The 12296-nt window shown below is 68.8% G+C and carries 13 protein-coding genes; 5 read left to right on the forward strand and 8 right to left on the reverse strand.

From position 1 onward, the window contains the following. Positions 1–13: 13 nt before the first annotated feature. From BDK89_RS19200 to BDK89_RS19235, 8 genes are all read right to left on the reverse strand, one after another. Positions 14–907 (reverse strand): LLM class F420-dependent oxidoreductase, encoded by an 894-nt coding sequence (locus tag BDK89_RS19200; RefSeq protein ID WP_133870487.1) that lies wholly within the window; start codon positions 905–907, stop codon positions 14–16. Beyond that, positions 904–1896, reverse strand: coding sequence for an amidohydrolase family protein (locus BDK89_RS19205; protein ID WP_133870488.1), 993 nt, complete (start codon positions 1894–1896; stop codon positions 904–906). Before BDK89_RS19205 ends, BDK89_RS19200 begins: the two co-directional genes overlap by 4 nt. Beyond that, positions 1896–3068 (reverse strand): thiolase family protein, encoded by a 1173-nt coding sequence (locus tag BDK89_RS19210; RefSeq protein ID WP_133870489.1) that lies wholly within the window; start codon positions 3066–3068, stop codon positions 1896–1898. The genes BDK89_RS19205 and BDK89_RS19210 overlap by 1 nt, the downstream gene beginning before the upstream one ends. Beyond that, positions 3065–3901, reverse strand: coding sequence for an SDR family NAD(P)-dependent oxidoreductase (locus tag BDK89_RS19215; RefSeq protein ID WP_133870490.1), 837 nt, complete (start codon positions 3899–3901; stop codon positions 3065–3067). The genes BDK89_RS19210 and BDK89_RS19215 overlap by 4 nt, the downstream gene beginning before the upstream one ends. Beyond that, positions 3901–5064 (reverse strand): acyl-CoA dehydrogenase family protein, encoded by a 1164-nt coding sequence (locus BDK89_RS19220; RefSeq protein ID WP_133870491.1) that lies wholly within the window; start codon positions 5062–5064, stop codon positions 3901–3903. The genes BDK89_RS19215 and BDK89_RS19220 overlap by 1 nt, the downstream gene beginning before the upstream one ends. Further along, positions 5064–5873, reverse strand: a complete 810-nt coding sequence (locus BDK89_RS19225) for an alpha/beta fold hydrolase (protein ID WP_133870492.1) — start codon at positions 5871–5873, stop codon at positions 5064–5066. Before BDK89_RS19225 ends, BDK89_RS19220 begins: the two co-directional genes overlap by 1 nt. Beyond that, a complete protein-coding gene (locus BDK89_RS19230; protein WP_133870493.1) occupies positions 5870–7138 on the reverse strand; it encodes an LLM class flavin-dependent oxidoreductase in 1269 nt (422 codons plus the stop codon). Before BDK89_RS19230 ends, BDK89_RS19225 begins: the two co-directional genes overlap by 4 nt. Before the next feature lie 111 nt (positions 7139–7249). Continuing rightward, positions 7250–8164, reverse strand: coding sequence for an SDR family NAD(P)-dependent oxidoreductase (locus BDK89_RS19235; RefSeq protein ID WP_133870494.1), 915 nt, complete (start codon positions 8162–8164; stop codon positions 7250–7252). A 107-nt stretch (positions 8165–8271) separates the two neighbouring features. Between BDK89_RS19235 and BDK89_RS19240 the strand changes: the two genes are divergently transcribed. Genes BDK89_RS19240 through BDK89_RS19260 form a run of 5 tightly spaced genes read left to right on the forward strand, consistent with a single transcriptional unit; the run spans position 8272 to position 12221 of the window. Further along, positions 8272–9531 carry an acetyl-CoA hydrolase/transferase family protein gene (locus BDK89_RS19240; RefSeq protein WP_133870495.1) on the forward strand — a complete coding sequence of 420 codons (1260 nt, stop codon included), beginning with the start codon at positions 8272–8274 and terminating at the stop codon, positions 9529–9531. Between the two features lie 24 nt (positions 9532–9555). After that, the gene (locus tag BDK89_RS19245) at positions 9556–10047 is read left to right on the forward strand and encodes a MaoC family dehydratase (RefSeq protein WP_133870496.1); all 492 of its coding nucleotides are present in this window, start codon (positions 9556–9558) and stop codon (positions 10045–10047) included. 10 nt (positions 10048–10057) lie between these two features. Further along, positions 10058–11077 (forward strand): TIGR03617 family F420-dependent LLM class oxidoreductase, encoded by a 1020-nt coding sequence (locus BDK89_RS19250; protein ID WP_166657696.1) that lies wholly within the window; start codon positions 10058–10060, stop codon positions 11075–11077. 35 nt (positions 11078–11112) lie between these two features. Next, the gene (locus BDK89_RS19255; protein WP_133870498.1) at positions 11113–11577 is read left to right on the forward strand and encodes a nuclear transport factor 2 family protein; all 465 of its coding nucleotides are present in this window, start codon (positions 11113–11115) and stop codon (positions 11575–11577) included. A 2-nt stretch (positions 11578–11579) separates the two neighbouring features. Continuing rightward, complete coding sequence (locus tag BDK89_RS19260; protein WP_166657697.1) at positions 11580–12221, forward strand: nitroreductase family protein; 642 nt, start codon at positions 11580–11582, stop codon at positions 12219–12221. Positions 12222–12296 lie beyond the last annotated feature (75 nt).

Raw genomic sequence — 12296 nt, forward strand, 5'->3', positions numbered from 1 at the left:
GTCATCGTGCCGCTCAGGCGCCGACGCCGACGATCTCGGCGTAGCGGCGGGCCTTGGCCTCGTACCCGTCGACCGAGAAGCGCGGCGAGACGACGACCTCGTGGAGGCCGAGCGGTTCGCACTGTTCGATGTAGCGGGCGTCGTCTTCCCAGTCGCGTTCCTCGGTGCCCTTGGCACGCCGGCCGACGCGGAGTTCGATCTCGTCGATCGATCGTCCCGCGGCGGTGAGTGCCGTGTCGAGCTGATCGATGAAGCGACCGATCTCGTCGACCTCGAGGTTGTACCCGGCCCACCCCTGGCCGTGTTCGACGATCCGTCGGACCGTCGCAGCCGAGTTGCCACCGACGACGATCGGCGGGTGGGGTCGTTGCACCGGCTTCGGGAACGCGAGGAGTGGCGCGAACTCGACGAACTCGCCGTCGAACCCGGTCACCTCTTCGTCACTCCACAACACCTTCATGGCGGCGAGGTACTCGTCGGTGCGGGCACCACGGCGAGCGAACGGAACGCCGAGTGCGGTGTACTCCTCCTCCGACCAGCCGACGCCGATGCCGAAGTCGAAGCGACCGCCCGACAGCACGTCGACGGCGGCGACATGACGGGCGAGCATGATCGGGTTCCGCTGGGCGACGACGCACACGTACGTGCCGAGGCGGATCGTCGACGTCACCGCGGCGATCGCGGCGAGGCCGACGAACGGGTCGTACACACCACGGAGCGCACGGACCTCGTTGCCGCCGAGGGTGCCGTACGGGTACGACGAGTCGTAGCTCGGGAAGAACACCACGTGCTCCGGATACCAGATCGCGTGAAAGCCGAGCTCTTCGAGCAGCACGGCGGTCTCGCGGACGAACGCTCCGTCGCGCCCGTCCTCCCCGGTGAACAGTTCGCTGATTCCGATCCTCATGTGGCAACCCCCCGTGTGCCGATCGTGGCTCGAACCTCGTCGAGCCGGTACAGGTCGACGGCGGCGTGCGCCATCGCCAGTTCGAGTTCTTCCTGTGCGAGCACCGCCGGCGATCCCTCGTACGGCTCGGCCAAGGCGGTGAACTGATCGATCCAGCGCTCGAGCTGGGCGCCGTCGGCGTCGTCACCCGGTCCGCGGATGATGTCGGAGCCGAACAGGAGACGATGCGCCCCGACGCGCTGCTTCGCGAGCAGGATCCGGCGACGGAACTCGCCGTAGTCGAAGTCGGCGCTGCGCTGCCAGAGCGACAGGTCGAGGTAGCAGCGCTGCCACCCGAACGCCATGTCGACCGCTTCCATCCACCAGGCCTCGAACCCGGCGTGCCCGAACACCCAGGCGATCGTCGGGTAACGCTGCATGACGGGGGCGATGGCTGCAGGTCGGGAGTTCGGGGTCACGAGCGGGTCGCCGCCGAGCGGCGCCGTGTGGATCACGATGGGGCGGTCGTGTTCGGCGGCGAACCGGAACACCCAGTCGTACTGCGGGTCGTCGATCAACCAGCCGGCGGCCGGGTAGAGCTTGAAGCCGACGCACGCGGGCCGTTCGAGCGAACGCTCGGCGATCTCGCGGGCGTTCGGCTGCCGCGGGTCGAGTCCGGCACAGAAGGCGAGTCGGCCATCGGTCGTCTCGGCGAGGCGATCGTGGTGATCGTGGAGCCCTTCGATGGTCAGTTCGTCCGGTCCGGCGTTGCCGACCACGGTCCAGTCGACGACGGGGATCAGACCGGCGTCGACACCGAGGCGGTCGAACGCCGCGATCGTGAGCGCCCCGGTCGGGTCGCTCTGGCGCTGCATCACGCGCGCTTCCATGGCGGCGGGATCGCGGAGCTCGGTCCGGCGACCGGACGCCTGACGCGCCCAGGCCATGCGGACCTCGCGCGGGATCCACTCGCGGTCGAGGACGTGCAGGTGTGCGTCGACGATGCGCATCAGGAGACGCGCTCCAGCACATGAGCCGTCGACACGGCGGTGTGCCAGTCGATCACTCCGCCACCGACCTGTGCCAGCGCGATGCGGGCGTCGGGGGTCTGGCGTTCGCCGGCCGTACCGAGCAGTTGCGACCGCAGCTCGTGCACCTGTGCGATACCACTCGCCGCGAGCGCATGGCCGCGGGCGATCAGCCCGCCCGACGGGTTGATCGGCAGCGGGCCGCCGAGTGCGGTGTGTCGCTCGATCGCCCACCGCTCCTCGTCGCCGGGAGCGCACAGACCGGTCTCGGTCCAGGCCATGGCTTCGTAGGCGACGCTCGCGTCGTGGACCTCGGCGACGTCGATGTCGTCGGGACCGATACCGGCGATCTCGTACGCACGCGATGTGGCGGCGTGGGCGGCCGACGGCCCGTCGACACCCTTGGGTGGGCGACTCGCCAGCACCGACGCGCCGATCTTCACCCGCGGTCCGGAGCCGGGCTTGCTGCTGACCACGGCAGCCGCCGCACCGTCGCTCACCGGAGAACTCATCAGCGAGGTGATCGGATCGACCACGGTACGGGCGCCGAGCACACCATCGGCATCGACGTCGATGTGGCGGTGTGCCAGGGGGTTGAGACGCCCGTACTCGTAGGCCTTCGCGGCGATCTCGGCGAGCCCGCGCCGGGTCATGCCGGCGTTGTCGAACAACGCCTGAGCCAGACGCGCCTGACGATCGACCAGCGGTGTTCGATCGGTGCCGGCTCCTTCACCGACCTCGAACATGTCCTCCACGTCGGTGCCGGCCTTGTACGCCGCGAAGGTGCGGGCCCGGTCTTCGTGGTTGGCCTTCTCGACGCCGACCGCCAACACGGTGTCGTACATGCCCGAGGCGACCGCCATGTGGGCGAGGTGGAGGGCGTTGCCGCCCGACGCGCACGCGTTCTCGACGTTGTGGATCGGGATGGTTCCGAACCCGAGCGGGTACAGCACGACCTCGCCGCGGATGCATTCCTGTCCCGTGATCAAGCCGGCGAGGGAGTTCGCGAAGTAGACCGCTTGCACGTCGCCCGGCTCGAGTCCGGCGTCGGCCAACGCCTGCTCGACGGCTTCGGCACCGAGGTCTTTCATCGATCGGTCGAGGTGCTTGCCGAACCGCGTCATGGCGGTGGCGGTGACGAAGGCGTCGGTCATGGTGACTCCGGGGTGGGGATGACGGGTGGGGGCGACGGCCAGGCCGCCATCACGCCGCCGTCGACGATCAGGCTGTGGCCGTTCACGTACGAGGCGTCGTCGCTCGCGAGGAACGCCGCCGCTGCGGCGGCCTCGTGGGGGGTGCCCTGGCGGCGCATCGGGCACACCGAGTCACGCGCCCGCGCTGCGGCCGGGTCGGCGGTGAACTCGCGGCGCACCATCGGCGAGTCGATGACGCCGAGCACGACCGCGTTCGACCGGATGCCGCCGCGTGCGTAGCGGACGGCGATGTGGCGCATCACGGCGAGCTGCGCGGCCTTGGTCGCCTCGTACGACAACGATCGTCCGCTGCTGCGGACCGACGCCGTCGACCCGACGAAGACGAACGAGCCGCTCGATCGTTCGAGCATCGACGGCAGGAGCGCCTGGACGACGAGCCAGTGACCGGTCACGTTGACCGAGGTACTCAGATCCCATTCCTCGATCGTCTGGGTGCGGAGCCCGTCGTGACCGGAGATCGCCGCGTTCGCGACCACCGCGTCGACGGCGCCACGGTCGGCGAGGATTCGTTCGGCGGCGGTTCGACACGACTCGGGGTCGGCGAGGTCGAGTTCGACCGCCGATGCCTCCCCCTCGCAGGCATCGACGGTCGCCTGGGCCGACGCGAGATCGCGGTCGGCCACGACGACGTGGGCCCCTTCGGACGCCAGGCGGAGCGCGATCGCCCGACCGTTCCCGATGGCGATGTCGTCGCCGTCGGCGGCGGGTCCGTCGCTGCCGCCGCCGAGCACGAGCGCGACGCGGCCGTCGAAGCGGCGGCAGCCGTGGTCCATCAGTAGCTCCGCGGGAGGCCGAGCACGTTCTGGGCCAGGTAGTTGAGCGTCATCTCCTGGCTGACCGGGGCGATCCGCATGAGGCGGGCCTCGCGCCAGTAGCGCTCGACGTGGTACTCCGAGGCGTACCCGACGCCCCCGTGGGTCTGCATGGCACGGTCGGCGGCCATGAACCCGGCCTCGGCGGCGAGGTACTTGGCGGTGTTGGCCGCCTCACCACAGCTGAGGCCGTTGTCGTAGCGCCAGCCGGCGAGCAGCACCATCTGCCACGCCGCCTGCAGGCGGGCGTAGGCGTCGGCGAGCGGATGGCTGAGTGCCTGGTTGGCGCCGATCGGGCGGCCGAACACCTCGCGTTCGCCGGCGTAGTCGACCGCTCGTCGAAGTGCCGCTTCGCCGATGCCGATCGCCTCTGCGGCGATCAGGATGCGCTCGGGGTTGATGCCGGAGAGGATGTGGTGGAAGCCGCGCCCTTCCTCACCGACCATGCGCCAGTCCTCGACCGGCAGATCGTCGTAGAAGGTCTCGCCGGTGGTGACGGCGTTGCGGCCGAGCTTCTTCGTCGGGCGGATCTCGACGTGGTCGGGATCCATGTCGGCAAGGAAGAGCGTGAGGCCGCCGAACCGATCGTCGGGATCGGTGCCGGTGCGGACGAGGATCAGGATGACCTCCGACTCGAGGGCCTTCGTCGTCCAGATCTTCTGTCCGGAGATCCGCCACGATCCGTCGTCCTGCCGGGTCGCACGTGTCGAGATCTGTGATGTGTCGGTGCCGGCGTTCGGCTCGGTGACGCCGAAGGCCACGTGCAGGTCGCCCGCCGCCGCACGCGGCAGATAGGTCTCCTTCAGGCGCTCGTTGCCGAACTTCACGACGGGCTGCAGGCCGAACACCGTGAGGTGCATGGCGCTGCAACCGTTCATCGCCGCGCCGGACTTGGCGACCTCGCGCATGAGGATCGCCGCCTCGGTGATGCCTCGACCGCCGCCGCCGTACTCCTCGGGGAGCGCCATGCCGAGCCAGCCGTCCTCGGCCATCGCGCCGTAGAACTCCCACGGGAAGCGGTGCTCTTCGTCGCACGACGCCCAGTACTCGTCGCCGAAGTCGGCGCACCGTTTGGCGACCGCGTCGGCGATCAGTTCATGATCGTCGTTCGGGGTGAAGTCCATCAGCTCGCTGCGACCTTGGTGCGGACGACGTCGAGCAGTTGGGCGCCGAAGTCGGCGTCTTCGTACGGGAGCATGTGTGCCATGCCGTCGACAGTACGGACATCGGCGTGGGGCAGCGAGGCGGACCACGCGCTCGCGAGCGACGGCGGCACGACGCCGTCGGCGCTGCCGAACCAGACGGTCGTCGGGATGTCGGCGAGGCGGTAGGCACGGCCGACCACGTTCGTGTCGGGGATCGGGAACAGGTAGCGGCTGGTCGAGCCGAGCACCTCGACACGTCGGATGGCGGCGAGGCCGCGGTCGTGAGCGTCGACGGGCGGCGGGAAGTGCTCGAGCACCAGATCGCTCGCCGGATCGGCGTAGAGGTGCGGGTTCAAATCGCGCGGCATCAGGGCGAAGAAGTCGACGCCGGGGTCGTCGGTGTCGAACATGCCGAACGGCGTGGCGAGCGCGAGGCCGGCGACCGATGACGCCTGCTGGATCGCCATCTCGACGGCGAGGGTGGCGCCGAGGCCGTGCCCGGCGAGCACGGGCTGGTCGACGTCGAGCTGATCGAGCGCCCACCACACCGCCGTCGCGAGATCGCCGATCGAATCGAAGCGGTCACCGCCGGGCGAGACGCAGAAGCCGGGCAGGTGCACCTCGATCACGTCGAGGTGCTCGGCGAGGGCGTCACGGCCGGGGACGCCGGACAGCGCCCCGTACTCACCGTGCAACCAGACGAGGGTCTGGGCCGACGGGTCGCCGCTGCGGTCGACGGCGATGGACGTGCCGGGGATCGGGATGTCGAGTTCGATGCGTTCGCTCATCGGGCAACCTCTCGGGCGACGGGGTCGACGTGGGTGGGTTGGAAGCCGTCGATGGGTCGCGGCCACCAGTTGTGTTCGTGCTCGTCCGCGAACATCGTCTGCAGACCGGGCATCACCTTCTCGGAGAAGAGATCGATGTTGTGCTTGGCGAGGTCCTTCGGCATCGAACCGATGTGCATGAGGAGCACCCAGTTGCCGATCGACGACTGCTTGGCCGCCGCCTCGAGACGCTCGCGCACCGTGTCGGGGCCACCGCCGATGACGATGCCCTTCTCGATGAAGTCGTCCCAGCCGTACGACTGGGCCGCGGCGAAGGAGTCCGGTCGGCTCGCCTTTTCGGCGCCTTTGGCAGGGAGCACCTCTTCGAGCGACCGGACGGTCTTGTAGCCCGGCGCCTCGGTGAAGCCCGGGTAGATGTGGGTGCACTTCTGGTAGAAGTACTGGACGTGCGGCTCGTACAGGCGACGGGCCTCCTCGTCGGTGTCGGCCACCATGACGAGCTGCACGATGCCCGAGCGGTACGGGTTGCGCTCTCGGCCGGCGAGCTCGACTCGCGACCAGTACTTCTCGAACATCTGCGATGCGAAGTCGGCACCGAAGTACGAGAGCAGGAAGAACGGTGCATCGAGTTCGACGGCGAAGTCCATCGTCTCGACCGAACCGCTGCCCGGGATCCAGATCGGGGGGTGCGGGTTCTGGAGCGGCTTGGGCCACGGGTTGACGTAGCGGAGCTTGCTGAAGCGGCCGTTGTGGGAGAAGACCTCACGTGAGGTCCAGGCCTTCCGGATCAGTTCGAAGCCTTCGCGGTGCTGCTCACGCATGGTGGCGGGCTTCACGCCGTAGGCGAAGTTCGAGTCCTGGCTGCTGCCGAGCGGGAATCCGGTGATCAGACGACCGCCGCTCATCACGTCGAGCATCGCCAGTTCCTCGGCGATACGGATCGGGGGGTCGTAGAGCGGCACGGCGTCGCCCATCACGAGCAACTTGGCGTCGGTGTCGGTCATCCGCCGCGACAGCGCAGCACCCATCATGTTCGGGCTCGACATGAGGCCGTAGGCGTTGCTGTGGTGCTCGTTGACGCCGATCGCGTCGAAGCCCTTGACCGCGGCGTACTCGAGCTCGTCGAGGTAGTCGTTGTACAGCTGATGGATGCGCGGGACGTCCTGCACTTCCGGCGGGATGTCGACCCACACGCTGCGGTATCGATCGCCGAAGTCGTCCGGCAAGCCGTCGAACGGCATGAGATGGAAGTACGTGAACTTCACCGGTTGATCCCTCCCAAGATCCGGTCGGTGCCGAACACCAACCAAGCAGTTGCTCGGTAACCTAACGCAGCTCGAACGAGCCGGTCAATCCCGAGCGCGAATATCAGTGATTCAGTCGGTGCTGCCGAGCCAGTCGGTCAGCACGGCGAACTCCTGCTCGACCGCCTCGACGACGGGGGCGTCGGTCGGGTCGAGGATCGTGTCGACGTTGGCCAACACCGACTCCGGGGTCGGCGCCTCGTCGAACCAGCCACGCGTCTGCGCCGAGTGGACACGGGCGACGCGCCCACCGGCCGCGAGCAGCAGCTCACCGTTCAGCGGGCACGACTCGTGGGCGAGCATCGCCACCACCGGCGAGACGAACGACGGATCGAGCCGATCTGCGAGCGGGCCGAGTACCTGCTCCGTCATGCGGGTCCGGGCGCCGGGGGCGATGGCGTTCACCTTGATGTTGCGACGACCGCCCTCGATCGCCAGGGTCTTGGTGAGCCCGATCAGCCCGGCCTTGGCGCTGGCGTAGTTCGCCTGACCGAAGTTGCCGAGATACCCGGCGACCGAGGTCGTCATGACGACGCGACCACCGTTCTGCTCACGCAGGTGCGGCCATGCGGCGCGGGTCACCCAGGCGCTGCCGTACAGATGGACGTCGAGCACCTTCTGCATGTCGGCCGGATCGAGCTGATGGAACGTCTTGTCACGCAGGATGCCGGCGTTGTTGACGACGATGTCGATGCGACCGAACTCGTCGATCGCCGTCTGCACGATCTGCGCTGCCGACTCGGGCGTCGACACATCGTGGTGGTCGGCAACGGCATGGCCGCCCGCAGCCGTGATCTCGGCAACGAGTTCCTGTGCCGGCGACGCTCCCTCGTCGGCCGAGCCGTCGAGCGACCCACCGACGTCGTTGACGACGACCATGGCGCCACGCGCCGCGAGCAGTCGTGCGTGGGCGGCGCCGAGGCCGCGACCGGCGCCGGTGATGACGGCGACCGCGCCGTCGAAACGGAGTTCGTTGTTGTCGGTCATGGAATCCCCTCGAGATCGGTTGAGCGCAACGTAGCCAAGCAGATGCTTGGCACACGAACCCAACCTAGCATTTGCTTGCCTGTAGCTGGAGGGGTAGCTTGCGGATCGTGGGGAATGCCGGGACCATCATGTCGCCCGACGAGGCACTGCGCCTGATCGAGCCCGACGCCAAGGTCGTCGCCGCTCCGGGTTGCGGGAGCCCGACGACGCTGCTCGGCGCGCTCGCACGTCGATCGCACGAGGTCCCGGTGACGCTCTATCTCGGCCTGCAGGTCGACGACTACCCGTGGCTCGACCACGTCGACGCCGACCGGTTCCGACTCATGACGTGGCACGTGGCCGGGCCACTGCGACGGCGCCTCGGTGACGGGGTCGTCGAGTACGTCCCCGCCCGCGCCACCCAGGTGCCCGACCTGCTCCAGCGGTGGGACGTCGACGCTACGTTGATCCGGGTCTCGCCCGCCGACGACTACGGGTTCCACAGCCTCGGCCCGACCGCCAGCTACGCGTTGACCAGCGCACGACGCAGCCGGGTCGTCATCGCGGAGATCGACCCCGACGTCCCCCGGACGTTCGGCGCGTGGATCCACCGGTCACAGATCACCGCCACCGTCGAGTCAGAGCAGCCGATGCCGCTCTACGAGGCGGCGACGCCCGACCCCACGAGCGTCGCCATCGCCGATCGCGTCCTCGGGTTGCTGCCCGAGCGACCGACCCTGCAACTCGGCATCGGCGGCGTGCCGGAAGCGCTCACCGCGAGCCTCGCAGACGTCGACCTCGGCCCGTTGCGTTTCGTGGGCATGGTGACCGACGCGATGGCCGACCTGTTCGACGCGGGCAAGCTCGACATCGACGCCGTCTACCCCGACCCGGCGATCCTTGCCGCCGAGGTGATGGGCACCCGACGCGTCATGGACTTCGTCGACGGCAACCCGCTCGTCGGCGTCCGCGAATCGGCCCACAGCCACCATCCGGCAGCGCTCGGCGACCTCGACCGGTTCGTCAGCATCAACTCGGCGATCGACATCGACCTCACCGGCCAGGTGAACGCCGAATCGGTGCGCGGGCGCCAGATCTCCGGCGTCGGCGGCAGCATCGACTACGCCGAGACCGCCTTCCACTCCGACGGCGGGCTGCGCGTGCTCGCACTGTCGTCCACCACACCGGACGGCAAGCACAGCCGCATCGTCCCGGCGATCGACGCCGGCAACACGATCACGCACCCACGAACCTCGATCGATCTCGTCGTGACCGAACACGGCGTCGCCGACCTGCGCGGCCGATCGCTCACCGAACGCCGGTCGGCACTCATCTCCGTCAGCGACCCGTCGTTCCGCGACGAGCTCGCGGACCCCGCATCCACCTGACCCCTGCCAACGAGGACACCCACCATGACGATCTACGAACGCCGCGGCCGCTTCTACGACGAGTACGAGATCGGCGACGTCTTCCGGCACAAGCCGGGCCGCACGATCACCGAAGCGGACAACACCTTGTTCACGACGCTCACGATGAACACACAGAGCCTGCACCTCGACGCCGAGGTCGCGGCCAAGAGTGAGTTCGGTCAGCGGCTCGTGAACAGCCTGATGACCCTGGCGATCGCCGCCGGACTCAGCGTCGGCGACACGACCGAGGGCACGACGATCGCGAACCTCGGCTTCGGGGAGATCTCCTTCCCCCGCCCCGTGTTCATCGGCGACACGCTCTACGCCGAGACCGAGATCATCGACAAGCGCGAGTCGAAGTCGCGCCCCGGCCAGGGCGTCGTCACCTTCGAGCACCGGGCGCGCAACCAGCGCGACGAGATCGTGTGCACCGCACGCCGTTCTGCGCTCGTGTGGTTCGCCGACGCCCACGCCGCCGCGACCGCCGAGGCGTGAGGAGCCGACCGTGCTCATCGATCACAGCTTGATCGGCCACACCTCGACCCGAGCCGCGACCGACGCGGCTTGGGCCGAATCGGCGGGCTTCGACGGTGTCTGGACCACCGAGAGCGTCACCGACGCGTTCCTGCAGTCGATGGCGGTGTCACTCACCACCGAACGCATCGGAGTCGGCACTGCCATCGCCGTCGCATTCGCCCGCAACCCGATGTCGACCGCCTACGCCGCCTGGGATCTCGCCGCCGCCTCCGACGGTCGCTTCTCACTCGGCCTCGGCTCACAGATCGAGGCCCACATCACCCGCCGCTTCTCGATGCCCTGGAGTCCGCCGGTCGACCGCATGCGCGACTACGTGGCGGCGATGCGAGCGATCTTCGACGCCTGGCGCAACGGGACGAGGCTGCGGTACGAAGGCGACACCTACCGGCACACCCTGATGTCACCGGTGTTCACACCACCGCACCACGACCACGAGATCCCGATCGGTGTCGCTGCCGTCGGCCCGAAGATGACCGAACTGGCCGGCGAGTCGTGCGACTTCGCCATCCTCCACGGGATGATCCATCCGGCATACTTCGACGACGTCACCCTGCCGGCGCTGCAGCGCGGTTTGGACACCTCGGGCCGGGAGCGCAGCGCGGTCACCCTGTCGTGCCCGCTGTTCATGGTGATGGGCGACGACGAGGAGGCGATCGCCGCCTCGACCGCCGAGACGAAGGGCCAGATCGCGTTCTACGCGTCGACACCCGCCTACCGACGCGTGCTCGACCCGATCGGCTACGGCGAGTTGCAGCCCGAGCTGCAGCAGCTGTCGAGAGAGGGAAAGTGGCAGGAGATGAGCGGGTTGATCGACGACGACCTGCTGCACCACCTGGCGTTCGTCGGGCGCCCCGAGGACATGCCGTCGCTCGTGCGCGAGCGCTTCGACGGTCGACTCGACCGGGTGTCGTCCTACTTCGGGTGGCCCGTCGACGACCCCGACCGCCTCGGCGAGATCCTCGCCGGGTTCCACACCGACGACGACTGACCCGATCGACACGCAGCACGACAGAGGGAACAGCGATGAGCCGACCACCGACCGAGACCGAACGCCACGAGATCGAGCGCGTGCTGTTCGCGTACTGCGACCTCGTCGATCGCGCCCACGTCGACGAACTGGCCGAACTGTTCACCGACGATGCGGTGATCGACTACGGCTACGACCGCCTGATCACCGGCCGCGAGCAGATCCGCAACCTGTTCCACGACCGACTCGCCCGCTACCTGGGCACCAGCCATCACGCGTCGAACGTCACGGTCGAGCTGACCGATGACGCCGCCGCCATCGCCTCGAGCGCGGTGTACGCGTGGCATCGCCTGCCGAACGGCGACACCGCCGAGGTGTGGGGCCGCTACGACGACGAACTCGCCCACGACGGGACGACATGGCGGCTCGCCCGCCGAACCATCCGCGCCGCCGGGTGGCAGGGCTTCGAGGTGCCCGACGGGTTGCCGGGTCCGTTCGAGCCGATCGAGCGGGGGGTCTGATCATGGACGCGGAACGCACGGCGGCGCAGACCGCGGCGGTGGTCCACGAGGTGATGAGCACCGCCAAGGCGACCCGGAAGTTCGACGACCGCCCGGTCGACCGGCCGGTGCTGCGCGAGATCGTCGAGGCGGCGACGTGGGCACCGAGCCCGCGCAACACGCAGCCGTGGGAGTTCGTCGTCGTCGACGATCCCGAGGTCCGTCGGCCGATCGGCGACCTCCTCGAACCGCGCGCCGCCGAGGTCGAAGCCGCCATCCCCAGGCTCCGCGACCCGTCGAAGCAGAAGATGTACCAGGGAGCGGCCGACCTGATCCGCTCGCTCGGCACGGCGCCGGCGATCGTGTTCGTGTGCGGCCGCGAGCACGACTACGGCCCCGAGTTCCCGGCCCACAGCATGGTGTTGAGTGCCGCCTACACCTCGGCGCAGAACCTGCTGCTCGCCGCACGAGCGCGCGGCCTGGGCGCCGCGTTCACCACCTTGCACCTCCATGCCGAACCGGAGATCCGCGAGCTCTTGGCCCTCCCCGACGAGGTGAGCATCGAGGTCACGATCCCGGTCGGCTGGCCGGTCTCCACCCGCTGGGGCCCACTCCGCCGCAACCCCGTCGACACCGTCCTCCACTGGAACACCCTCCGCCCCTGACCCCACCCGACCCAACCCGACCCGACCTGACCCGACCAATGCGTGAACAAACTGCGGAATAGTTCCGCAGTTTGT

This window comes from Ilumatobacter fluminis (genome assembly GCF_004364865.1).
GTDB lineage: Bacteria > Actinomycetota > Acidimicrobiia > Acidimicrobiales > Ilumatobacteraceae > Ilumatobacter > Ilumatobacter fluminis.

Bases quoted from the DNA above. Each gene is read 5' to 3' on its own strand.
- BDK89_RS19200 (WP_133870487.1), bottom strand. From the start codon at position 907: ATGAGGATCGGAATCAGCGAACTGTTCACCGGGGAGGACGGGCGCGAC.
- BDK89_RS19205 (WP_133870488.1), bottom strand. From the start codon at position 1,896: ATGCGCATCGTCGACGCACACCTGCACGTCCTCGACCGCGAGTGGATC.
- BDK89_RS19210 (WP_133870489.1), bottom strand. From the start codon at position 3,068: ATGACCGACGCCTTCGTCACCGCCACCGCCATGACGCGGTTCGGCAAG.
- BDK89_RS19215 (WP_133870490.1), bottom strand. From the start codon at position 3,901: ATGGACCACGGCTGCCGCCGCTTCGACGGCCGCGTCGCGCTCGTGCTC.
- BDK89_RS19220 (WP_133870491.1), bottom strand. From the start codon at position 5,064: ATGGACTTCACCCCGAACGACGATCATGAACTGATCGCCGACGCGGTC.
- BDK89_RS19225 (WP_133870492.1), bottom strand. From the start codon at position 5,873: ATGAGCGAACGCATCGAACTCGACATCCCGATCCCCGGCACGTCCATC.
- BDK89_RS19235 (WP_133870494.1), bottom strand. From the start codon at position 8,164: ATGACCGACAACAACGAACTCCGTTTCGACGGCGCGGTCGCCGTCATC.
- BDK89_RS19245 (WP_133870496.1), top strand. From the start codon at position 9,556: ATGACGATCTACGAACGCCGCGGCCGCTTCTACGACGAGTACGAGATC.
- BDK89_RS19255 (WP_133870498.1), top strand. From the start codon at position 11,113: ATGAGCCGACCACCGACCGAGACCGAACGCCACGAGATCGAGCGCGTG.
- BDK89_RS19260 (WP_166657697.1), top strand. From the start codon at position 11,580: ATGGACGCGGAACGCACGGCGGCGCAGACCGCGGCGGTGGTCCACGAG.